This window comes from Phocaeicola vulgatus ATCC 8482, assembly GCF_000012825.1.
Classification (GTDB): Bacteria; Bacteroidota; Bacteroidia; order Bacteroidales; family Bacteroidaceae; genus Phocaeicola; species Phocaeicola vulgatus.
In genome coordinates, this window is sequence record NC_009614.1 from 2,847,544 (window position 1) to 2,871,340 (window position 23,797).

The window sequence follows — 23,797 nt, forward strand, 5'->3', positions numbered from 1 at the left end:
CAGTTCATTTTTTAAGGTTAAACTTCTATTGTGATTTTATTCTATGGTTATCTTGTTATGTTCGTTATCAATATTGTATTTAAACGGATGGTCTTTTTGTATAACTTTTAGTATATGCTCTATGCCGTCCAAATCTTTGAATTTACCAGTGCAGCGGTAGTTCTCTAAGATTTTAGGATTCTTCACTGTTATCTTATAATTATAATATAGAGCAATCTTGTCCAGTAACTCTTTAAACGGAACATCATCGAAATAATAAATGCCTTGCATCCATGCCAAAGCATTGTTACTGCTCATTTCGCCCGTTTTGTATTTGCCGTTTTCCATTGAGAAATACTTTCCTTTTGTCAGGCTGGTAATTGGCTTTTCTTCTTTTGCATTGTTGGTAAGCAAGTTGATGGAACCTTCTATCAGTCTGGCTATAAAGCTGTTTGAACCTTTATAGGAGCATACATCGAATTTTGTTCCGGTGACTTGCACCTTTATGTTTTCTGTCTGCACATAAAAAGGAATCTCCTTATTGTGTGCCACCTCGAAATAGGCTTCTCCGTCTAACGTGACTTTACGGTCTTTTTTACCGAAGTTTTCATCATAAGTTAGTGTGGTTTGGGAATTCAACCATACTACAGAACCGTCAGGAAGATCCATCTGTGCACGTTGACCTGCTGGAATACGGATGGTTTGTGACAATTGTTGTTTAGGTTTATGCATATGTGGCAAATCCATTACAAAAACAATAGCCAGCATGGCGGCAATGGCAATCAGTGGGTACAGGTACAGATGCCCTTTCGGTTTCCGTTGTATGTTCGAACCGTCAGAAAAAAGGGTTACATCAAACAGCATTCGCTCTTTTAGAAAGTGTTCCTTGTTTTCTACACTGCTTTCTACCCATTCCACAATCTGGTTTTCCTCTTTTTCGGTGGTTTCTCCTCTGAAATATTTATGTAGCAATTCGGTTTTCATTCTTTTTGCATTTTGTATATAGAACAGGATAGCTGGAAACAACCCTAGTGGAAAAATGATTTTTTTTTCGATTTTCTCAAAAAAAGTGCTTTTTATCCTCTTTTTTCATTTCAAGTAAAATTATTACCCCCCTGACACACTGCTAATAAAAAATATTAGTAACTTTGCAACACCCAAAATAAGCGAGATTGTATTTATACACTATAAACAAAAATAAGAGATTATGATGACAATTGACAAATTCAACTTTGCCGGTAAAAAGGCAATTGTCCGTGTGGACTTCAATGTACCTTTGGACGAAAATGGTAAAATTACTGATGATACTCGTATCCGTGGTGCTCTTCCTACACTGAAAAAAGTGTTGGCTGATGGTGGCAGCTTGATTATCATGTCACACATGGGTAAACCCAAAGGTAAGGTAAATGCTAAATATTCATTGAGCCAGATTGTCGATGCTGTTTCTGAAAAATTAGGTGTACCTGTTCAATTTGCTCCTGATTGTGCGAAAGCCGGTGATGCTGCAGCTGCTTTGAAACCGGGTGAAGTCCTGTTGTTGGAAAATTTGCGTTTCTATCCTGAAGAAGAAGGAAAGCCTGTTGGCATTGACAAAGAAGATCCTGCATACGAAGATGCCAAGAAAGCGATGAAGGCTTCTCAGAAAGAATTTGCCAAGACTTTGGCTTCTTATGCTGATTGCTATATCAATGACGCATTCGGTACTGCTCACCGTAAACATGCTTCTACAGCCGTTATCGCTGACTATTTTGATGCGGACAACAAGATGTTGGGGTATTTGATGGAAAAAGAAGTTCAAGCTGTTGATAATATCCTGAAAGATATCAAGCGCCCGTTCACTGCTATTATGGGTGGTTCCAAGGTGTCTACTAAGATTGGTATCATTGAAAACCTGATGGATAAAGTGGATAACTTGATTCTTTGCGGTGGTATGACTTATACTTTTGCAAAAGCTCAAGGTGGAAAAATTGGTAATTCTATCGTAGAAGATGACAAATTGGATTTGGCTCTTGATATCATTGCTAAGGCTAAAGCTAAAGGTGTGAATTTGGTATTGGGCTCTGATTGTGTGGCTGCTGATGCATTCTCTAACGATGCTCATACTCAGGTTGTTCCTGCAAATAATATTCCTGACGGATGGGAAGGTTTGGATGCAGGTCCTGAAACTCAGAAAGCATTTGCTGCTGCTATTGAAGATGCCAAGACTATTCTGTGGAACGGTCCTGCCGGTGTTTTTGAATTCGATAACTTTACTGCCGGTTCACGTGCTATCGCTGAAGCTATCGCAAAAGCAACTAAGAACGGTGCATTCTCATTGATCGGTGGTGGTGACTCTGTAGCTTGTATCAACAAGTTCGGCATGGCTGACCAGGTTTCTTATATCTCTACCGGTGGCGGTGCTTTGTTGGAAGCAATTGAAGGAAAAATTCTTCCGGGTGTTGCAGCTATCAAAGGTGAATAATTAATTTTCTGCTATATATAAAAAAGGCAGCCTTTTCGAAAGCTGCCTTTTTTATATTCTTTATTTTGTACTTTTCAGAACATGAACAAAACTGTTGCTACCAGTCTGTTGTTTGAAACAGAATGAGTATCAATAATTTTTCCGTTAGAACTTTTCATGGAACCATACCATGCGGAAGTAAGATTGTATTCAACTCCCAATTTCCAGTGAGGCACATTATAGGTTAGTTCTGCGCTGGTGCTTACCAATTGGTCTACATTGGTTCCTGTACCATACATTTTACTTATTTCGTCACTCGTTCCTAAATTTTTCATATAACCTAAAAAAACAGCCGGTTTCCATTTCTTACCGTATGCAATGTTCAGCCATGAACTAGAATTCCGGTTGGGGGAATACTCTTGTTCTCCCGTACGGGCATCAGTGGATTTTACACCGTATCCGCCCAGCATGGATACTTGTGTAAGATTGGAACCCAAAATACTTTTTGCTGCCACATACCATAGAGGAGAAGTATATTTCATGTGAACTTCGTAAGACAGGGCAGTGACACGTTCATCCACTTTGTAAACTTCATCTTCTACTACCGATTGAGTACGAGGTTTTAATGAAATCATTTCAATGCCTGCTCCCACTAGCCAGTTGCTTCTTTTGTAATCTGCACCAATATAGATTTCGGGTATACAACTTTCTTTTATGTATTTCTGGCTTTTCCCATCAGGACCTTGAGACAGGTATTGGGATTGCCAAATAGCCGCGCCTGTCAGTTGTATATCACCAGCTTTGTAGCGGAATCGTATTTGTGGGGCACGGCTGAACGGTTGGAAAGGAGCTCCCATATTCAGATTCAGAATTTGTGGAGCAACGTCACCATATAACGGATGCCAGGTTTGTCCCAACAGTAAAGACGGTTTTCCCCAATCAAGGTTTAAATAGGCATGGCGCAGACGTACAGTGGAGAAGGTTGTTCCTGATCCGCGGAAGTCCATTTCTACTTTTGCGGAGGTTTTTGCTCTTCCCAACTTGGGACCTTGCACATCTATTCCCAAACGGGTATATAAAGTATAAAAGCTTCCATTGGCTGTCGCATTCAGGTCTTTACCTGTTGCATCGTACACTTTATCTTTAGGATACATATAGAAGAGCCCGTCAACAGTTTCTTCATTGGCACGACTATTGTAATAGAAGTCGGTGCGGATTTGTCCGTAGAACTTGTAATTGAAATCTTTGTCTTGAGCAAAACTTTTTGCCGATAGCAGTAAAAATGTGAATAAAAATAAATATTTTCTCATATTTTAAAGGGTTATTATAAACAGTCGGCAAAATTACATAATTTATTTGAAAATCGCACGTGTGTCTTGGTAAAAGAATTGTGCGCCTCTACATATAAAGTCTGCACCGATACAAATTATTTTTGTTGCCTCATTCAAGGCAACATTTGAATCTTGTCGTATTCTTCATCGGTTACGGGTTCTAACCATTCATTGGATGTGTTTTCTCCGGAAAGTTCGAATGCAAGGTGGGCGAACCAACTGTTGGCGGCTGCACCGTGCCAATGTTTTACGTTGGCAGGGATATGGATCACTGTGCCGGGAAGAATCTCAACAGCTGCTTTACCTTCCTCTTGATACCAGCCACGGCCGGCTATGCCGATAAGCATTTGTCCGCCACCTTGAGTTGCATGGTGGATGTGCCAGTTGTTACGGCAGCGTGGTTCAAAGGTGACATTGGAAATGCTTGCCTGTTCACGAGAGATAGGGGCGAGGTAACTGTTACCAGTGAAATATTGTGCATAAGCGGTGTTTGGTTCTCCGATAGGAAAAATCATTTCGCGTTGGAACGTTGTTTTTTCATCTTTATCTTTACAAGAGATATCTTCATTCCATACTTCTTTGGCAAGACGGAATGCCGCCCATGCTTTCGGCCATCCTGCATAGAAGCCGATGTGAGTGATGATCTCTGCAATTTCCGTACGCGTAATACCGTTGTTTTTGGCTGATTGGAGATGGAATGTAAGCGAACTGTCCGTTATTCCTTGACTGATGAGTGAGGTGATTGTGACTAAACTGCGGTCACGAAGACCGAGTTGCTCGGTGCGGCTCCACACTTCTCCAAAAAGAATGTCGTCATTAAGTTCTGCGAATTTAGGAGCAAATGTTCCTAATTGGTCGCGTCCTGCTGTCTGTTTGATCTTTTTTTGTGCCATACTGGTTGTTGTTAAAATACTGAATATTAAAAGTAAAATGACTTTGTTCATAGCGTTCATATTTTAAGTCTTTCAATATAAATTCTATGTACAAAAGTATGGAGTTGAAAAAAATAAGATTGTACCCGGATTACAGATTTTTATACCATTTTTCCTGTTTCGTTTGTTGTGCTTTTTAAAATGAAATTCCATTGTCATCCGGCTAAGTTTTCAATCAGGAAATAGAAAACAAGGTTTTGAGCCGGATTACAATGGAATTCAATTCTCCTTATATAAATAGGTAATTAATAGATTTCTATTTCGTCCAAAGCTATTGTGCTGGGTACCTCGCTTTTATCATGAGGGCTATAGCAATCAATTCCATTGCGTATTTTACCTCCGCTTGTAAATTCTATTTTTACCTTCACCGCTTCTTGTGCCGGAAATTCTATTTCTTCATCGAAGCCTCTGAACGTATTTTCTTTGATATCGTAAGTGAATTCTTTTTCGGCTACTTTCTCGAATTTGTTGTCTAAAGAGGAAACATAGACTACAGCTTTGCTCACCGGCAATATTCCACCTGCTGCATTATACAATGTACCGAATCTGATTTTACGGATAGTGGCTTTCTCAAAGTCTACTATAAAAGTAACTTTGTCATTATTGTCTGGGCTGATACCTACCCACGGGGTGGAGGAGGCATTATTTCCACGTTTTCCATTGGTCAGTCCTAAAGTCACAGTGTCTGCGCCCAATATATCATTTTCTCCTAAAATATCACCTTTCATACCTTTGGGTTCGGGCATGATTTCATATTTTTTCCCACTGATTAAATTCTTGTAAAGCTGTTTATGAGTAACCTTACCGATTTGTTTGCCGTTAACGAAAGCAGCGGCTTTCAAGTCGTATGTGCCGTCCAATGGGAATGGACGATTGTATAAGTTGGCATGTATGGATGGTTGCTCACCATGAGTCGTATAATAGATTTGTGCTCCCGGATAGAATGTTTCCAGCTCTACATTCAGTACACCTTCTTGGGTAGCACGGGTGTTGATATTTACATCAAAGAAGTTGAGGCAAGGTTTTACGCCCATTGCTTCCAGACGTTGGAAGTCTTCAACCATGCGGTTGCAGAATGAAGTAAAATTCTTTTTCTTCATCGGAGTCCAGCCGGTTTCGGATATAGCGATCAGGCGTGGGAAGATTTGATAATCACGGTTATCCTCAGTTGGCATATATTCTGCCCAGCAATTGGCCTGTACACCAATGATGTGCTGTTTTACCAAACTGTCTGCATCAGCCGGTACAGGATTATAGCTGTATGTCTTTTTCAGTGTGTTGTATCCACCGATAGTAACAGGAGCTATTTCCGGTTCTTCCTGGTAATGGTCAAGGTAAGCGTAAGGATTAGGAGTCATAATAGCATCATGTCCGGCTTTGGCTGCGGTCATTCCGCCTTCCACACCACGCCATGACATCACTGTGGCGTTGGGGGCAAGCCCTCCTTCCAGTATTTCATCCCAACCGATGATATTACGTCCTTTGCTGTTCAGGTATTTTTCCACACGGCTTACGATATAACTTTGTAATTTCTCTTCTTTCGTATGCTTTCTTCCGTCTACGGGATTGGGAGTGATGTCATTTTCCAATCCCAGTTCACGTATCAGTTTTTGACAATGTTCACATTGTTCCCAGGCTGTTTTAGGACATTCATCACCACCTATATGTATATAAGAGCTTGGGAATAATTCCACCACTTCGTCCATGACTCCTTCCATAAACTGGAAGAAGGTGTCGGTAGGGCAGAATACTTGGTCAAACACACCCCATAATTTGCAAACTTCGTAGGTGCTGTCCGGAGTACAGGACAATTCAGGGTAGGAAGCGATAGCGGCCAAGGCATGTCCAGGTAACTCTATCTCCGGAATGACAGTGATATATTTGCTTTGAGCGTATGCAACGACTTCTTTTATTTCGTCTTGTGTGTAAAAACCTCCGTGGGGCTTGCCGTCATATTTGAATGGGTAATGGGTATAGAAATAATCCACCATGGTTTCTGAACGTTGAGAGCCGATCTCAGTCAGTTTGGGGTATTTTTTGATTTCAATTCTCCAGCCTTGGTCGTCTGTAAGGTGCCAGTGGAAGGTGTTCATTTTATGTGCAGCCAATACATCTATGAATTTTTTGATATAATCTATAGATGCGAAATGGCGGCATACATCCAGCATGGCTCCGCGATAGCGGAATGTTGGGGCGTCTTCTATTTCAACGCAAGGTACACTCCATTCGGCATTACGTGCTCTTTCTTTACAATAGACATCCACCGGCAACAGTTGATACAGGGTCTGTAATCCATAGTAAAAGCCGTTAGGCGCCGATGCGGTAATTTTTATCAGTTGAGGGGTGACCGATAACTTGTAGGCTTCTTTTTCCATCCCCGGAATGCTGTCAAAAACAATGGAGGGTACATTTTCATGTAACTCGTCAGTCGGTTTCAGCTTGAGACCGGCTATATCCAGGAGAGTGGTTGACAGGCCGGAAGCAATGTGTTTCACTTCTTGTGAGGCGTTAACGACGATAGGAACATCACTGTTCAGGTAAAAACGTCCCTGCTGCTCGCTCATGGTAACAGGCAATGGAACTACATTGTACTCATTGATTACTTCTTTCATTTGGCATCCACACATTAATAACCCAACGAAAAATACTGGCAGACTCTTTTTCTTCATAATAAATCTGTGTTAAGTTTTTAAATAAAGGGGGTATAGAAATTCTTTTTGGACAAAAATAGCAATAAAAACGGAATAAACATGTTTTTCAGAGAGATTAATATGTTTACAATATAAAAATATTTTTCACAGATTTGTTTCTTTATTGCTAATAGAATGCTATCTTTGTCCGAGTTAACCAATTTATTAATCTAACACGCATGACAGCAAATACCCCCAAACGGTTGCTTGCTCTTGACATATTGAGAGGCATCACTATTGCAGGCATGATTCTTGTAAATAACCCCGGTTCATGGGGGTATGTGTATACTCCGTTGGAGCATGCCGCCTTTAACGGGTTAACCCCTACCGATCTCGTTTTTCCTTTTTTTATGTTCATTATGGGAATATCCACTTATATTTCTTTGCGGAAATATAATTTTACTTATTCTCATGCTACATTACGGAAGATTGTGAAACGTACAGTCGTTATTTTTTGTATCGGTCTATTTTTGAATCTTCTGGCCAAATCGGTTTTTACACATCATCTGAATTTTGAAGAGTTGCGTTATTTAGGAGTCATGCAACGGCTTGCTATAGGATACGGTGTGACTAGTCTGGTTGCTATAACGGTGAAGCATAAATATTTTCCCGCTATCATTTTGGTAACTTTGGCCGTCTATTTTCTTTTATTGGCTATGGGAGACGGCTTTAACTTGTCGGCCACTAATATAGTGGCCCGTTTTGATGTATGGGCATTGGGTACATCCCACATGTACCATGATGGTGGAATGGCGTTTGATCCGGAAGGACTATTGAGTACGCTTCCTGCGGTGTGCCATGTAATGGTAGGGTTTTATTGTGGAAAGTTATTGTTTTCTGCTAAAGATAATGACGAGAAGATACAACGATTGTTTTTGGTGGGTACTATTCTCACATTTGCTGGCTTTTTGTTAAGTTACGGCTGCCCTATCAATAAGAAAGTGTGGTCGCCTACTTTTGTCATTACAACCTGCGGATTGGCATCCAGCTTTTTGGCTCTGCTTATCTGGATCATTGATATAAAAGGCTATCAAGGTTGGTGTGTTTTTTTCCGGTCGTTCGGAGTGAACCCTTTGTTTATCTATGTGTTTGCGGAAATAATGGGGATTCTATTGGGCGCTACGGGGGCAAGTGTCTTTATTTATGAAAAGGTACTGGTTCCGGTGTTGGGAAATTATCCCGGTTCATTAGCCTATGCTTTGTTGTATGTATTATTTTGTTGGAGTATTGTTCATATTTTATACAAGAAAGGTATTTATGTCAAGATCTAAAAACGGAAACAGAAAATTAGTTAAATGAAAGAGACGAAGAATGTTTTTATGTCAGAACTGACGGAGGTGTTTAGCAAACGTCAGCAACAGTTTGTTCAGTTTGCTTACTCGTATGTCAGGAACAGGGAAGAGGCTGAGGATATTGTAATGGGGGCTTTTACTAATGTATGGGAGCACCGGAATGAGTTACAGGAGGATACCAATATTTCTGCGTTGCTGTTGACTGCCATAAAAAATCGTTCATTGAATCATTTGCAACACTTGGAGGTACGTATGCGTGCCGAGCAGCATATAGGAGATATGCGGCAGAAAGAACTGGCTTTGCGTATCTCGACTTTGGAGGCTTGTGATCCCGATAAATTGTTTTGTGATGAGATTCAAGCTTTGGTGCAGGAAGCCATTAGTGAATTGCCTCCTACAAGCAGGGAGGTGTTTATTTTGAGCCGGATGAAAAATTTACCGAACAAGGAAATTGCTTTGCGGCTGGATATTTCTGTAAAGACTGTAGAATTTCATATCACCCGGTCGCTGAAACAGTTGCGGGTGCAGCTGAAGGATTATCAGTTTCTTTGGAGTTTTTTATAAAACAAGACCATGTCTCAGTTATTTGGACATGGTCTTGTTCTTATTTCATATACAGGAATCAGAAACTATAATCTGCACTTAAACCGAACACTTTGTTGGTACGGCTATATACATTTGTTCCGGGTAGTCCGGTTCCGTTATAGTTGGTTGATTTTTTTGTATAATCCTCATAATTAGTCCACATATAACCAACATTTAAATAGAGGTGTTTGTTCATCTTTATTTTGGCTCCGACTCCCAAAGAGTAAGAATCACAAGAAAAACTGGTGTCTGATTGATAGTTATCTGATAGTCCGTAGTCAGTGATTTGTCCACCACAGCTGAGAGTTAGTTGCTTGGTTACATCAAATTCAATACCTGCCAAGTATTCATTGGTTCCTTTAGTCAGATATTTTTGTTTGCCGTTTGCCATACCTGCATTTTTGTCATCATAAAAATGATATTCTACAGAAGCGCGAAGTACCGGAAGGAATTCGTAGGCGGCTGCGATAGAGAGCATGGCTGGAATATCATTGGGAGTATTCACACCGTGTTCGTAGGGGGCTACCATATCTTTGGCACTGGGTGGATATTGTAAGTTCTTTGTATTGTTTTCGATATTCAAGTTGGTCTTGAATTCATATTTGGCACCAATGTTCAGTTTACCCAGTTTAGCATCTACACCGATAACAGGAGTAAGTCCCCAGCCGGTTTGGTCACAGTCTAGAGCAAGAGGCAACAGGTTTGTGTCTGTTCCTTTTACAATAGCGTTCAGAAAGCCTTTGTAGCCACCGGTAAAGTAGTTCATTCTACCTCCACCGAATACGGAAAGCCATTCGGTAGCTTTATAGGATAATCCCAGCTGCAAAGAGTAAATATATTGTTTACCGTCCATGGCACTTGTTATATCATACATATCAGGAGTTATAACCGTAGGTTTTTCTGCTTTTAAACCTTCTTGAAAAATACCTGCCATAGCTGAGGCGTCGAACATAGGCAGTCCGTCATCAAAAGACGCCTTTCCACCTCCGGCAGTGATGGCGAAGAATCCTGAAATTGTCCACTCACCTTTTTTATATGCGGCGAAGAGGCTGGGGATAACCGGTGCGGCGGCTGTTCCTTCGTAATATTTTTCAAAAGGCTTGTCTGCAACAGTAGGACCTGTGGCGTTAACGCCATTGTATGTCATAAAACTGGCATCAATATTTCTAGTCTGATAAGCGCTCTGAATGCTCAATCCTACATGGAATCCGTCTTTGGGCAAGAAAGCCAGGCCGGCAGGATTAGATAAAGCACCGTCTATTTCTGTTGTAGCACCACGAGATAGCATACGGAGAAAAGCTGCATGTTGATTTGTATTGGTTAAAATACCTCCTGCGAAAGTTGAATTTGAAACGATTAGTGTCGCTGCACTAATTAATAATAGTTTCTTCATTTATTACTTGATTTTTTGTTTGCGGGCGCAAAGGTAGGATAAAATAACACACGGGCAAACCTTTTGTGCAATTATTTGTGTCGTCTATTGAAAAAATCAACTGTTTCAACAGAAACTATTTGCCTGGATGATGAATATCCTTTTTTTATTTGTGTGATTGATTGGTAGGAACTGTGGAATGAGGGAGCATGCTGATGCTTTTGTGATATATTTGTTCCGGCACGCCTGTCCGCTAAGTAAATTCCTGGTCTGTTTACAGTTTCTTCACTCCATTCAGAACACCGGATTGAAAAGAATGTAGTATCTTTGCAACTCTTTTACTCAATGCAAAAAAAATATATGTATACCAACAAAGAAATATGGAACGTAAGTTATCCGATTTTTCTCGGATTATTGGCGCAAAACATTATCAATGTGACAGATACTGCTTTCCTGGGCAGGGTAGGAGAAGTCGAGTTGGGAGCTTCCGCCATGGGTGGATTGTTTTATATCTGTGTCTTCACTATTGCTTTCGGTTTTAGTGTCGGTTCACAAATCTTGATTGCTCGTCGTAATGGAGAAGGACGTTACAAAGATGTGGGTCCCGTAATGATACAGGGAGGGACATTCTTGCTGGGATTGGCGGTGCTCATGTTTGGGCTGACACATCTTTTGGCCCCATCCATTGTCCGCTTGCTCATTTCATCTGATTCCATTTTTGATGCTACCATGGAATTTCTCAACTGGCGTATTTGGGGCTTTTTCTTCGCCTTTGTCAACGTGATGTTCCGTGCGCTGTATATTGGTATTACACGTACTAAGGTGCTGACAATGAATGCAGTGGTCATGGCATTGGTGAATGTGCTGTTGGACTATATTTTGATTTTCGGTAAGTTTGGAATGCCGGAGATGGGGATTAAAGGAGCAGCTGTCGCTTCGGTGATGGCTGAAGCCGCTTCATTGGCTTTTTTCTTGATTTATACCTACGCAAAGGTGGATTTTAAGAAATTCGGCTTGAATCACTGGCAGAAGATTGACTTTTCTTTATTGGGAAAAATTCTGAGTATTTCGTGTTTTACCATGATACAATATTTTTTGGCCATGGCTACTTGGTTTGTCTTTTTCATCGCGATAGAACGGTTGGGTCAACGCGAGCTGGCGATTGCCAATATCGTGCGTAGTATCTATATTGTGATGCTCATTCCGGTTCAGGCATTGTCTACTACTACCAATTCATTGGTCAGCAATCTGATTGGTGCGGGGGGGATAACCCATGTCATGCGTTTGATTTGGCGTATAGCCCGGATGTCGTTTCTCATTATGGTGGTCTGTGTGGCGGTGGTGGTGCTTTTTCCTCATGCCATGCTTTCGGTTTACACCAACGAACCGGCGTTGCTGGTAGAGTCTGTGCCTTCGTTGTATGTCATTGCCGGAGCGATGATTATTGCATCAGTGGCGAATATTTATTTCAATGCCATTTCGGGAACTGGAAATACGCAGGCTGCTCTGATACTTGAAATGGGGACTTTGGTATTCTACGCCCTTTACATTCTATGGATAGGCATGGTGGTGAAAGCACCGGTTTCTGTTTGTTTTTCTATAGAGGTGGTGTACTATAGTTTGTTACTGCTTAGCAGCATTATTTATTTGAAAAAAGCAAAATGGCAGAATAAAAAGATATAAGGTTCATAAGTTTTTTGTATTTTTGCACCCTGTTGTTATTCTGAAGGTTAGTAAAGAAGGACAGGCAATCATAATTTGTAATTTATAATTAAATATATATGTTCGATAATTTAAGTGAGAGACTGGAACGGTCTTTTAAGATTCTGAAAGGTGAGGGGAAAATCACCGAGATTAATGTAGCGGAAACATTGAAGGATGTGCGTAAAGCTTTGTTGGATGCTGACGTGAACTATAAGGTCGCCAAAGGCTTTACTGATACTGTGAAAGAAAAAGCTTTGGGGCAGAATGTGCTTACGGCTGTGAAGCCCAGCCAGTTGATGGTAAAGATTGTACATGATGAACTGACTGCATTGATGGGCGGTGAGACTGCCGAATTGGTGTTGGAAGGTCGTCCGGCGGTTATCCTGATGTCAGGTCTGCAAGGTTCCGGTAAGACTACTTTCTCCGGTAAACTGGCCCGTATGCTGAAAACCAAGAAGAACCGTAAGCCGCTGTTGGTGGCTTGTGACGTTTATCGTCCCGCTGCTATCGAACAGTTAAGAGTATTGGGAGAACAAATCGAGGTTCCTGTATATAGTGAATTGGACAGCAAGAATCCGGTGCAGATTGCATTGAACGCTATTCATGAAGCAAAAGCGAAAGGTTATGATTTGGTTATTGTCGATACAGCCGGTCGTCTGGCTATCGACGAACAGATGATGAATGAGATTGAGGCGATTAAGAAAGCGGTCAATCCGGATGAAACATTGTTCGTTGTCGATTCAATGACCGGTCAGGATGCGGTGAATACAGCCCGTGAATTTAATGAACGTCTGGACTTTAACGGTGTTGTGCTGACCAAGTTGGATGGTGATACCCGTGGCGGTGCCGCTCTTTCTATTCGTACCGTTGTGAATAAGCCTATCAAGTTTGTGGGTACCGGCGAAAAGTTGGATGCTATCGACCAGTTCCATCCTGCACGTATGGCAGACCGTATTCTCGGTATGGGTGATATCGTGTCTTTGGTAGAACGTGCGCAGGAGCAATATGACGAGGAAGAGGCAAAGCGCCTTCAGAAAAAGATTGCCAAAAACCAGTTCGACTTCAATGACTTTTTGAGCCAGATTCATCAGATAAAGAAGATGGGTAACCTGAAAGAGTTGGCTTCCATGATTCCGGGTGTGGGTAAAGCGATTAAAGACATTGATATCGATGATAATGCCTTCAAGAGCATTGAGGCGATTATTTATTCCATGACTCCGCAGGAACGTACAAATCCCGAAATCCTGAACGGAACACGTCGTACGCGTATAGCCAAAGGCAGTGGAACCAGCATTCAGGAGGTAAACCGTCTGCTGAAGCAGTTTGACCAGACCCGCAAGATGATGAAGATGGTGACCGGCAGCAAGATGGGTAAGATGATGCCGAAACTTAAAAAGTAAGGTTTAAATAAACAGGTAGGGAGAAAGTGCGGAACTTTCTCCTTTTTTTATTATGCAACGTGGCTGATTTATGCTACATTTGTTGCTCAATGGATTATTTATAAATAAATAGTATGCAACTAATTGATGGAAAAGCTATTTCGGAACTGGTGAAGCAGGAGATTGCTGCGGAAGTTGCCGGAATCGTGGCTAAAGGTGGCAAGCGTCCCCATTTAGCTGCAATCCTCGTTGGACACGACGGGGGAAGTGAGACATACGTGGCGGCTAAAGTAAAGGCCTGTGAAGTATGTGGTTTCAAATCCAGTCTGATCCGTTATGAAGCAGATGTGACGGAAGAAGAATTACTGGCAAAGGTCAGAGAACTGAATGAGGATGCTGACGTGGATGGTTTTATCGTACAACTTCCCTTACCGAAGCATATTTCCGAGCAGAAAGTGATTGAAACCATTGACTATCGGAAAGATGTGGATGGTTTTCACCCTATCAATGTAGGTCGTATGTCCATTGGTCTTCCTTGCTATGTATCTGCTACTCCTAATGGTATTCTGGAATTGCTGAAGCGTTACCATATTGAAACACAGGGAAAGAAGTGTGTAGTATTGGGCCGTAGCAATATTGTGGGTAAGCCTATGGCGAGCCTGATGATGCAGAAAGCTTATCCGGGTGATGCCACTGTAACTGTTTGTCACAGCCGCAGCAAGGATTTGGTAAAAGAATGTCAGGAAGCTGACATTATCATTGCTGCACTGGGTCAGCCGAATTTTGTGAAGGCTGAGATGGTGAAAGAAGGTGCGGTGGTTATTGACGTGGGTACTACCCGTGTGCCGGATGCCACAAAGAAATCCGGATTCAAACTGACCGGAGATGTGAAATTTGATGAAGTGGCTCCCAAATGTTCTTATATCACTCCTGTTCCGGGTGGTGTGGGACCTATGACTATTGTATCTTTAATGAAGAATACGTTGCTGGCTGGAAAAAAGGCCATTTACAAATAAGTGCCACACGCTTTGCGAAGCTTGCTGGATAAAAAAGAATGTGTCAAAAGTTTGGTAATGCTTACAAGATAAGCTGACCTGCTTTTGACACACTTGTTTTCATGAACAAAAGTTATGCCTGTTTTTCGGACTTACCTGTAAAATCATAAGGAAGGATTTTCGCTCTTAAAAGATTATTTTGTTCTTCGGAGTAATCATACTTTCGGGAGTGTCCTTGATGTATCGGTCTTTCTCGCTGGGAAGTTCGGGACATTTATGCCCTCATGCCCTCACTGCATGTATAATAGGTTTATTATAAAAGATTTAGATGGTGAGGGCAAAAAATATTGCTCTCACTTATGCTCTTATGCCCTCACTGTATTGTGAAGCTGAATTTTGCATAAAATGCTTGAATACAGTTATATATATACTTTTTATAGGCTATTCCGTTTTGATGTAAAGTAGGCTATTTTTAGGTTTTTTTTGTAAGAAGTGCGCATGGAGGATTTGTACCTTTATGGAATATGGCGGATTCCGGCTGTGGTAAAAAAGATCAGGTCATTTTTAAAAAAGATGACGAGCTTTTTTTAAAAGGCCGCCGTCTTTTTTAAAAACGTCTTGGTCTTTTTTTTAAATGTCCTTGTCTTTTGGACTGGCGGTTGGCATGCTTGCTGACGTGGTTTCTGTTGGGGTCATTGTCATCAATAAGGCATGTGTGTGATATATAAAGATTTGTTGCAAATGCTTGTAGATCCTCTTTCTAATTTTTTATTTGTATTATTCGCTTGAAAAAAACGATGGTACTGCTGTTTCAGAACGGGTGCAGGTTAGTGAAGCCTGTTGGCACAGTTCGGGGTTGCTCCTACGGAATTCAAGCGTATGAAAACTGTAAATTAGTGTAGAACTTTGTTCTTTACGAATTTTTTCCTATCTTGTACCCTTTAATGTTAGAATAGATGAAACAGATCTTCATTCTTTTTTTGCTATGGTTTGGTTTGTCGCTATCGGCGCAAGATCAGATCTCTTTGTTGTTTGTCGGTGATTTGATGCAACATCAGGCTCAAATTGATGCAGCCAGGCAAGGAGACGGGTATAATTATAATGATTGCTTCCGTCATGTGAAGAAAGAAATAAGTGAGGCGGATATGGCTATAGGGAACTTAGAGGTGACATTGGGAGGAAAGCCTTATAGAGGGTATCCGGCGTTCAGTGCTCCGGATGAATATCTTCATGCTATAAAGGAAGCCGGATTTGATGTATTGCTGACCGCTAACAATCATTGTCTGGATAAGGGGAAGTTGGGGTTGGAACGTACTATTCTGATGTTGGATTCTTTGAAAATACATCATGCTGGAACCTATAGGAACCCGGAAGAACGTCATAAGAACTACCCGTTATTGATTGAGAAGAATGGTTTTAGAATTGTATTGTTGAACTATACTTATGGAACGAATGGCTTGAAGACTGATGCTCCGAATGTGGTGAATTATATTAATCGGGAACAAATAAAAAAAGATATTCTTGATGCACGCAGAAAACTTCCTGATGTTATTATAGCCTGTATGCATTGGGGAGTGGAATATTGTTCGTTCCCTGAACGATCGGAGTGTGAATTGGCTAACTGGTTGATTGAACAAGGAGTTGATCATGTAATAGGTTCGCATCCGCATGTACTCCAGCCTATGGAAATTGTAAAAGACCCCCGGACTCCTGCCCGGCATGTCATTGTTTATTCATTAGGTAATTTTATCTCAAATATGTCGAAAGAAAAAACGGATGGAGGAGCTATGGTAAGATTGAAGTTGCAACGGATTTTTCGAATAACCCGTTTAGCGGATTGTGAATATGCATTGGTTTGGACTTCAAGACCTGTTTTAAGTAAAAAAAAGAACTTTGAATTATATCCTGTTACTTTTATTAATAAATCCATTAATAATGAGGAACTTAATGTGATGAAACGTTTCTTGAAAGGAACTGAAAATTTATTAGGAAAATCGAATGGAGGCATAAAAGAGTATTTTTTTGAATAATTTTTCCTCAAAAAGTTTGCAGATATAAAAAAAAGCAGTACCTTTGCATCGCTTTCGAAAGGAAAGCCTAACATGGTGACTATAGTTCAGTCGGTTAGAGCGTCAGATTGTGGTTCTGAATGTCGTGGGTTCGAATCCCACTAGTCACCCCTTCACCTATGAAAGGTTCTGTAAATCTAATGATTTATAGAACCTTTTTCAGTTTTTATGTCTATTAGTGTATTATCATGATGATAAATTTGAAAGATAATAGCGAAAAGGATAAGTATATCTTGGAGTTGTTCCAGACATCTCCTAAGGAGGCTTTTCGTTTATTATTTGATGCTTATCACATGAAATTATGTATATATGCGGTGCAGCTGACCGATTCTTTTGAGATGGCTGAAGATATTGTGCAGGATTTCTTTATCTATTTTTGGGAGAAGAAATATTATTTGAAAATAAATCAGAATCTTCGTTATTATCTTTATTTGTCTGTGCGGAATGCGGCCATCAATGCTTTGCAGAAAAACAACATGTTGTCTATGGAAGAACTCTCAGGCATTGATATGGGTATTCCTGAAGAGTCTATAGATGAAGAGGAGCAAGAGGAACGAAATAAGTTATTATTGGAAAAACTACAAAAATTACCTCATCAGGAATTACAAGTGGTGAGAGCTGTCATTATGGAAAATAAGAAATATAAAGAAGCTGCTGAGGAACTTCATATTTCTGTGAATACCCTAAAAACTCATCTGACAAGAGCATTGAAACAATTAAGAAAAGAATACAATCTGCACTCACTGTTTTACTAAAATTAAATTTTTCTTCTTTTTCTGTCACCCATTTATTAATTTGGACTCTCTTTTATTAAAAGAAAGTAATCAATGAACAAAGAGAATCCAAAAAAGAACAAAAAGTCTTTTGAGTATTATATAGCGCAGCGAAAAGAAGAATTTCGTTGTCAATATGATCATGAACGTTCATGGGAAAACCTGCAATATAAGCTTCAAAAAAGAAAGAATCACCGTCTCAGTTTATATTGTGTAGCAGCCTCGGCAGCTTTTCTTTTTCTTATTTTAGGAGTCAGTCACATATTCTCTCTTCACAATAACACACAAAACAAGGAGGCCGTAGTGGCTGCTGTGGTTTCATTTCCGGAAACAGGCAGCCGCAAGGCTATCCTTACTTTAGAGAATGGAGAAAAAGTGGATCTGTCTGTTAAAAAGGGTACGATTTCTAATGCAAATTCTACTGTAATCAATAATAATGCCAATCAATTATTGACTTATAGAAAAGTGGAAGAGGTTTCTTCAACTCCTCAGATTAATACATTGGCTATTCCAAGAGGAGGGGAATATCAGTTGATTTTATCGGATGGAACAAGGATATGGATGAATGCTGAAAGTCTTTTGCGTTATCCAACTTCTTTCATTGGAGAAAAAAGAGAAGTTTTCCTAGAAGGGGAAGCTTTTTTTGAAGTGGCGAAAGATGCTAAGCACCCCTTTATAGTTCATACAAACAGACATTCGGTGGAGGTACTTGGTACAAGTTTTAATATATCTGCTTATCCTGATTATAAGGTATATACGACTCTTGCAGAAGGGCGTATCAAAGTAAGTACAACTAAAGTTTCGGTTGTGTTAAATCCTGACCAACAAGCGGTTATTGAACCGAATAATGATGATATAGTGACACGTGATGTGCCTGCTTATCTATTTACTTCCTGGGCGAAAGGAAATTATGAGTTTCGTAATACGTCTTTGTCTGAAATTGTTGCCCAACTGTCACGGTGGTATAATGTAGATATCTATTTTAAAAATGAATCTTTGAAAGATAAAAGATTTGCAGGTATCATTTTCAGGGATGAAGAGTTGAATTTTGCTATTGAAGTGATTGAGAGAGTGTCTAATGTACATTTTACTCGCGAAGAAGAAACGATTTACATTGAAGATAGTAGAGAAAAGTGAGTTATAACAAATAATATATTTATTAAATTAATCAACAAACATTATGAGTGCAAAACTTTCGAGCAAAAATTTTTACGGCGGAAATCTCATGGTTAAATGCTTTGTTGCATTGGTCATATTCTTTTGTTCAGTGGGAAATCTGTTTGCTCAAACTGAGACGAAGGTAACTATCAATGTAGATAAAGTGTTGATCAGAACAGCGTTGGAACGGTTACAAAAAGAAACAAAGGTCCATTTCGTTTATGATGAAGAAAACATAGATCAGGATAAAAGAGTGAGTTTGTCTTATACTCAGGCTCCTCTTAAAATAGTTCTAGAAGATTTTTGTAAACAAACATCGTTACGTTATGAAGTGAAAAGAAACTTGATCCTGATTTTGCCGGGAAAGGCTGACAGGAATGTAAATCGTCAGTCTTTTTTAATGAAGGGTGTCGTTACGGATGAGGATGGAGAAAGTATAATTGGGGCTACAGTTATGATTGGTGGAACTAGTAAAGGTACTGTTACCGATATAAATGGGCAATATACATTGGAAGTCCAGTCTGGGGATTTAGTTTCATTTACTTTTGTGGGGATGACTGATAAAGTTATAAAAGCACAGGTAAATAAAAAGATGGTTAATGTTCAGCTTGAGAGTAATGCAACTGCTTTAGCAGATGTTGTGATTACTGGATATCAGACCTTATCAAAAGAACGCGCAACAGGTTCATTTGATAAAGTAGATTCCAGTGTGTTATCATCACGTCCGACAGCAGATCTTTCTACGGCATTACAAGGTTTGGTTGCTGGAATGCAGGCGACGGAAAAAGAGGATGGAAGCATTGATTTTTTAATTCGTGGTTCAAGTTCATTATATGCTGATAAAAAGCCATTGCTTGTAGTGGATGGTTTTCCTATTCAGGGGGATTTTAGTAGTATAAATCCGAATGATGTGGAAAGTGTTACAGTTTTGAAAGATGCGGCTGCTGCATCAATTTGGGGAGCTCGTTCCGCTAATGGGGTTATTGTTGTTACGACCAAAAAAGGTAAAAAGGATAAAGTTCAAGTTGATGTACAGGCATTTGTTCGTATAGGTACTAATCCTGATCTTGAATATATTATGAATCAGGCAGATAGCCGTACAATGGTTGATTATGAAATGAGAGCGTTTGAGAATAACTGGAAGATGGCAGCTTGGGAATATGCTCCAATTTTTTCAAAAATACAGAATTCTCTAACTTTGGCACAAGAGTTATATTATGCTAATAAATATCAAGGGCTTTCTAAAGAAGAAATGGAGCAGGGATTAGAGCGTTTACGTAATACTAGTAATCGTCAACAATTGAAAGATTATTTAATGCAAACACAGTTATTGCAACAATATAATGTCAGTATATCTGGAGGAACTGAACGTATGTCAAATTATATGTCTTTAATGTATGAGAAAAATGATGAAAGTACTATTAAACGTGGATATGAGAAGTTCATGATTAACTATAATAATTCATATAAGGTTACAAAATGGTTGACTGCTAATTTGATAACAACCTTGCAACGTAAGGATCAAGAAACGTCTGGCGTGACTATTGGTGAATTCAGTAATTTGTCACCTTATGAAATGTTATTGAATGAAGATGGTAGTTATGCAACTAATTTGAATGTATATAATCGTGCGGAATTAGAAAAATTGCCTTTAGAAAAATTACCTTATAGTGATTGGTCATACAATATGCTTCGTGAAGTGCGTGGGCGTGAATATAAGACTACAAATACAATGTATCGTGTTCAGCTGGGGTTAAATGCTCAAATTATTAAGGGACTGAATTATGATATGCGTGTGCAGTATGAATCGACATCTTCAGAATATAAAAATTATGATAGCGAAGATACTTTTTATGCGCGTAATTTAGTAAACTCATATACGGAATATAATAATGAAACACAGGAAGTAGGGGTTTCTCGTATTCCTAAAGGTGGGGTCTTGCGATCAGGTAAGACGGAATATTCAAATTATGTATTTAGAAACCAATTGAATTATAACAATTCATTTGCAGAAAAACATGAAATTTCTGCATTAGCTGGTATTGAAATAAGCCAATATGATACCGAAGGTACTGTTAATCCGTATGTGTATGGATATAATAAAGAGAAAAATACATCATCTGTTCCTCCTTATGGGTATGGTAGTAATGTAGACTCATTCAAGAATTTTTTTGGAAATAGTGCAACAATTGAGGGTGGAAATACAAGTTATAGTCTTCGTTGTGACAGATATGTATCCTATTATACTAATATAGGGTATGTATATGACGGAAAATATGGAGCTTCTTTCAGTGCTCGTGGTGATGGATCTAATTTTGTTTCGGATGACCCGTCTTTGCGTTGGTCGCCTATGTGGTCTGTTGGCGCAAAATGGAATATAGGTAAAGAAGAGTTTATAAAAGATATAGATTGGATTAACTATTTAAATTTACGTGCTACTTATGGAATAAATGGTAATGCGGAAAAAAGTACCTCGCCGTTGACATTGGTTTCTGTTGGAAGTTCGGTTAATTCTACTACAGGTACTATTACTGGAAATATCTCTAGCTTTGGTAATCCATCTTTGCGTTGGGAGAAAACTTATACTACAAATATAGGTGTTGATTTTGACTTGTTTAGAAGTAAATTATCCGGTAAGTTGGATTTTTATAATCGGAAAAGTAAGGATGTTATCGGACAGGTTACTATTCCGTCTGTATATGGTACTAGTACTCAGAAATTTAATAATGCTGAAATATTAAATCGAGGTGTTGAATTAGAGTTGACAGGAAACTTCCATATACCATCGGTAGATTTGGGGATTCGTTCCACTGTGACTTATGCTTATAACTACAATAAGATTTTAAAGCTTTATTATCCGGCTCTTTATTGTTATGAATTAGTAGAAGCAGATACTCATGTCGAAGGAAGACCAGTCGGTAGTTTGTATTCATATGATTTTTTGGGAACGGAAAATGGAATACCTTATGTTATTGGGGCTAATGGAGATAAAATATCCATGAATGATGTTTCTGTACATAATCGTTCTTTGGGACTTGATATCTTGCATTATAGTGGTACTACTATTCCTCCCCACACATTTGGATGGTCTAATCAGTTTACTTGGAATAATTTCAGTTTATATGTTTATTTAACAGGTAATTTTGGTGGTATCTTTCGAGCGCCTACTGCCGGAAGTATTCCTTCTGTAGGTAGCGGAAAAACTTTTGTCAGTAGTTCTATTAAGGATTTTGCTGATAGTGATGGTACTCTATATCCTACTTGGCCTCTTAAAGATGAATCTAATTTTTATTTATGGGATCGTTATACTCCGAATTTAGAATATTTTGTTCAAGATGCTTCTTTTATTCGTTTGAAAGAAATCAATTTAGAATATAATTTGTCTAAAAAACTTGCTGGAAAATTACATCTTAGGGGGGCGAAACTTTTTGTTCAAGCACGTAATTTAGGATTGATTTATTGTGCTAATGATTATGGGTATGATCCTGAATGGCTACCTGGAAGTAATAAACCATCTGCAACAATTGCCTTTGGCGCTAATATTAATTTTTAATTTAAAGATTATGAAACAAATAATATATGTTTTTTTGTTGACTGTATTGTCTTCGTGTGATAGTTATCTGTCTAAAGTGCCTTCGCCTTCTACTAGTGCTCCTATTAATAACGTGGAACAACTGGTTGCAATTTATGATAATGCAACAGCATTTATTAATGAAACCAATCCCTTTGCTTGTTATTCCAATGATGATGCCGACTTGACAGCCGAATTATATAAAGCTGATCCTAGTGCATTTGCTATATCAAGTACGGTTTTTTATAATATATTGCATACAGCAGGGATTGCTTCACAGGCTTCGGATGGTTTATGGAATGGAGAGTATTCAAATATTTTTAAAGCTAATACCATAATTAACAATGTGGATAAAGTTACTGGAGATGAAAGCGAGAAAATAAAATTAAAATGTAATGCCCATTTTTTACGTGCTTATTCGTATTTCGTATTAGCTCAATATTATTGCTTGCCTTATTGTGAAGCCAATAAAAATGCTTTGGGACTTCCCAAACGTTTGAATACGGATTTTGAGGAGTCAATAGCCAGGGTGTCATTGGACGAAATTTATCAATTGATATTAGATGATTTGGAAATTGCAGCCGTGACCCCAGATAAGAGTGTAAATCCTAATTTTCCATGGCGTATTTGTCAGGCAACAGTAAATGCATTACTTTCACGTGTATACTTGACAATGGGGAATTATAAGGAGGCACAAGCTACTGCGGAAAAGGCTTTGGAAGGAGCTCCTGAACTATTGGATTTTAATGAATTGGGTTATGCTCCTGTTGAATCTTATCCAGAAATGGAGGGTCTTCCGGCACAGGATGTATATAATTGTGAAACTCATAAATGGACAACGATTAAGTATTTATATTGGAAGGAATTTCTTTTCCCACGTTTTACTTATGCGCGTAGTCAATGGATTATTCCATCTGATGATTTAGTGAGTCTATATGATCAGCAGAATGACCGCCGTTTTAAGTTGTTTTTTGTGGAACATGGAAACCGTCGTATGGGAGTTCCGTATGAAGCATATCGTTATAATCAATTCTATGATGGACGTTATATAATATCTGGCTTGACTACTGCTGAAATGTTATTAAATAAAGCAGAGGCACAAATTCGCCAAGGAATGTGGCAAGAGGGTTTAAAGACTTTGGACGTGCTTCGTGAAAAGCGTTATGAGGCCGGTACCTACATTTCTCTTAGCGCAGGTAACCAAAGTGAAGCTTTATCTATTGTATTGGCTGAAAGACGTCGTGAAATGCCATTTTCTATGCGTATACCTGATATCAAACGTTATGGTGTAAATGAAATATTGGAAGATGATGTGACAGTAGTAAAGAATTTTTTTGAAATATCAATGTCTGAGGTTTTTATAGATAAGCCTAAAACTTATACGATTCCTTCCAATAGTTTGTTGTGGGCGATGCCAATAAATGATGTTGAAATAGGGTCAAGCAATGGTGCTATTCAACAAAATAGATATGAATGAACAACCTTAAATAGTGCAAATCTTCAATGATTTTTTGAGATGCTACGTTT

General features: G+C 39.2%; 16 protein-coding genes and 1 tRNA gene. 12 read left to right on the top strand and 5 right to left on the bottom strand.

Translation table 11 applies throughout. From position 1 onward, the window contains the following. Positions 1–36 precede the first annotated feature (36 nt). Positions 37–963: a FecR family protein gene (locus tag BVU_RS11100; protein WP_011965518.1), complete on the bottom strand. Its 927-nt coding sequence runs from the start codon at positions 961–963 to the stop codon at positions 37–39. A gap of 223 nt (positions 964–1,186) precedes the next feature. Between BVU_RS11100 and BVU_RS11105 the strand changes: the two genes are divergently transcribed. Further along, positions 1,187–2,440, top strand: a complete 1,254-nt coding sequence (locus BVU_RS11105) for a phosphoglycerate kinase (protein ID WP_005848791.1) — start codon at positions 1,187–1,189, stop codon at positions 2,438–2,440. Between the two features lie 74 nt (positions 2,441–2,514). On the opposite strand, the gene BVU_RS11110 is transcribed toward BVU_RS11105, so the two are convergent. From BVU_RS11110 to BVU_RS11120, 3 genes are all read right to left on the bottom strand, one after another. Further along, positions 2,515–3,729 carry a hypothetical protein gene (locus BVU_RS11110; RefSeq protein ID WP_005848789.1) on the bottom strand — a complete coding sequence of 405 codons (1,215 nt, stop codon included), beginning with the start codon at positions 3,727–3,729 and terminating at the stop codon, positions 2,515–2,517. 134 nt (positions 3,730–3,863) lie between these two features. Continuing rightward, on the bottom strand, positions 3,864–4,694 hold the full coding sequence (locus tag BVU_RS11115) for a carboxymuconolactone decarboxylase family protein (protein WP_011965519.1): 831 nt from the start codon (positions 4,692–4,694) through the stop codon (positions 3,864–3,866). Between the two features lie 233 nt (positions 4,695–4,927). Further along, on the bottom strand, positions 4,928–7,351 hold the full coding sequence (locus tag BVU_RS11120; RefSeq protein ID WP_008668055.1) for a beta-N-acetylhexosaminidase: 2,424 nt from the start codon (positions 7,349–7,351) through the stop codon (positions 4,928–4,930). Positions 7,352–7,551: 200 nt separating this feature from the next. Here BVU_RS11120 and BVU_RS11125 point away from each other — a divergent pair, with 200 nt between their 5' ends. Then, complete coding sequence (locus tag BVU_RS11125) at positions 7,552–8,643, top strand: acyltransferase family protein (RefSeq protein WP_005839092.1); 1,092 nt, start codon at positions 7,552–7,554, stop codon at positions 8,641–8,643. 24 nt (positions 8,644–8,667) lie between these two features. Beyond that, a complete protein-coding gene (locus tag BVU_RS11130) occupies positions 8,668–9,228 on the top strand; it encodes an RNA polymerase sigma-70 factor (RefSeq protein ID WP_005839094.1) in 561 nt (186 codons plus the stop codon). A gap of 58 nt (positions 9,229–9,286) precedes the next feature. Here the strand turns inward: BVU_RS11130 and BVU_RS11135 are convergent, their stop codons facing one another. After that, entirely contained in the window at positions 9,287–10,642 is a 1,356-nt protein-coding gene (locus BVU_RS11135) for an OmpP1/FadL family transporter (protein WP_011965520.1), read from the bottom strand. Between the two features lie 339 nt (positions 10,643–10,981). On the opposite strand from BVU_RS11135, the gene BVU_RS11140 reads away from it, so the two are divergent. The 9 genes from BVU_RS11140 to BVU_RS11180 all read left to right on the top strand — a co-directional run bounded on the left by BVU_RS11140 (position 10,982) and on the right by BVU_RS11180 (position 23,747). After that, positions 10,982–12,304: an MATE family efflux transporter gene (locus tag BVU_RS11140; RefSeq protein ID WP_005839098.1), complete on the top strand. Its 1,323-nt coding sequence runs from the start codon at positions 10,982–10,984 to the stop codon at positions 12,302–12,304. Positions 12,305–12,402: 98 nt separating this feature from the next. Continuing rightward, positions 12,403–13,725, top strand: a complete 1,323-nt coding sequence (ffh, locus tag BVU_RS11145; protein ID WP_005839100.1) for a signal recognition particle protein — start codon at positions 12,403–12,405, stop codon at positions 13,723–13,725. A gap of 113 nt (positions 13,726–13,838) precedes the next feature. Then, positions 13,839–14,720: a bifunctional methylenetetrahydrofolate dehydrogenase/methenyltetrahydrofolate cyclohydrolase FolD gene (folD, locus tag BVU_RS11150; RefSeq protein ID WP_005848775.1), complete on the top strand. Its 882-nt coding sequence runs from the start codon at positions 13,839–13,841 to the stop codon at positions 14,718–14,720. A 935-nt stretch (positions 14,721–15,655) separates the two neighbouring features. After that, positions 15,656–16,729 (top strand): CapA family protein, encoded by a 1,074-nt coding sequence (locus tag BVU_RS11155; protein ID WP_011965521.1) that lies wholly within the window; start codon positions 15,656–15,658, stop codon positions 16,727–16,729. A 75-nt stretch (positions 16,730–16,804) separates the two neighbouring features. Then, positions 16,805–16,878: transfer RNA gene (locus BVU_RS11160), tRNA-His, on the top strand. A gap of 78 nt (positions 16,879–16,956) precedes the next feature. Then, positions 16,957–17,523: a sigma-70 family RNA polymerase sigma factor gene (locus BVU_RS11165; protein ID WP_005839106.1), complete on the top strand. Its 567-nt coding sequence runs from the start codon at positions 16,957–16,959 to the stop codon at positions 17,521–17,523. Positions 17,524–17,595: 72 nt separating this feature from the next. Continuing rightward, the gene (locus BVU_RS11170; RefSeq protein ID WP_011965522.1) at positions 17,596–18,678 is read left to right on the top strand and encodes a FecR family protein; all 1,083 of its coding nucleotides are present in this window, start codon (positions 17,596–17,598) and stop codon (positions 18,676–18,678) included. 43 nt (positions 18,679–18,721) lie between these two features. Continuing rightward, entirely contained in the window at positions 18,722–22,252 is a 3,531-nt protein-coding gene (locus tag BVU_RS11175) for a SusC/RagA family TonB-linked outer membrane protein (RefSeq protein WP_011965523.1), read from the top strand. A 10-nt stretch (positions 22,253–22,262) separates the two neighbouring features. After that, a complete protein-coding gene (locus BVU_RS11180; protein ID WP_158303737.1) occupies positions 22,263–23,747 on the top strand; it encodes a RagB/SusD family nutrient uptake outer membrane protein in 1,485 nt (494 codons plus the stop codon). The last annotated feature ends 50 nt before the right edge of the window (positions 23,748–23,797 follow it).

Excerpts from the sequence above, each read along its gene's own strand:
- BVU_RS11120 (WP_008668055.1), bottom strand. The coding sequence starts at position 7,351 with ATGAAGAAAAAGAGTCTGCCAGTATTTTTCGTTGGGTTATTAATGTGT.
- BVU_RS11115 (WP_011965519.1), bottom strand. The coding sequence starts at position 4,694 with ATGAACAAAGTCATTTTACTTTTAATATTCAGTATTTTAACAACAACC.
- BVU_RS11140 (WP_005839098.1), top strand. The coding sequence starts at position 10,982 with ATGTATACCAACAAAGAAATATGGAACGTAAGTTATCCGATTTTTCTC.
- BVU_RS11135 (WP_011965520.1), bottom strand. The coding sequence starts at position 10,642 with ATGAAGAAACTATTATTAATTAGTGCAGCGACACTAATCGTTTCAAAT.
- BVU_RS11105 (WP_005848791.1), top strand. The coding sequence starts at position 1,187 with ATGATGACAATTGACAAATTCAACTTTGCCGGTAAAAAGGCAATTGTC.
- BVU_RS11110 (WP_005848789.1), bottom strand. The coding sequence starts at position 3,729 with ATGAGAAAATATTTATTTTTATTCACATTTTTACTGCTATCGGCAAAA.
- BVU_RS11170 (WP_011965522.1), top strand. The coding sequence starts at position 17,596 with ATGAACAAAGAGAATCCAAAAAAGAACAAAAAGTCTTTTGAGTATTAT.
- BVU_RS11180 (WP_158303737.1), top strand. The coding sequence starts at position 22,263 with ATGAAACAAATAATATATGTTTTTTTGTTGACTGTATTGTCTTCGTGT.
- BVU_RS11175 (WP_011965523.1), top strand. The coding sequence starts at position 18,722 with ATGAGTGCAAAACTTTCGAGCAAAAATTTTTACGGCGGAAATCTCATG.
- BVU_RS11155 (WP_011965521.1), top strand. The coding sequence starts at position 15,656 with ATGAAACAGATCTTCATTCTTTTTTTGCTATGGTTTGGTTTGTCGCTA.
- folD (WP_005848775.1), top strand. The coding sequence starts at position 13,839 with ATGCAACTAATTGATGGAAAAGCTATTTCGGAACTGGTGAAGCAGGAG.
- BVU_RS11125 (WP_005839092.1), top strand. The coding sequence starts at position 7,552 with ATGACAGCAAATACCCCCAAACGGTTGCTTGCTCTTGACATATTGAGA.
- ffh (WP_005839100.1), top strand. The coding sequence starts at position 12,403 with ATGTTCGATAATTTAAGTGAGAGACTGGAACGGTCTTTTAAGATTCTG.
- BVU_RS11130 (WP_005839094.1), top strand. The coding sequence starts at position 8,668 with ATGAAAGAGACGAAGAATGTTTTTATGTCAGAACTGACGGAGGTGTTT.
- BVU_RS11165 (WP_005839106.1), top strand. The coding sequence starts at position 16,957 with ATGATGATAAATTTGAAAGATAATAGCGAAAAGGATAAGTATATCTTG.
- BVU_RS11100 (WP_011965518.1), bottom strand. The coding sequence starts at position 963 with ATGAAAACCGAATTGCTACATAAATATTTCAGAGGAGAAACCACCGAA.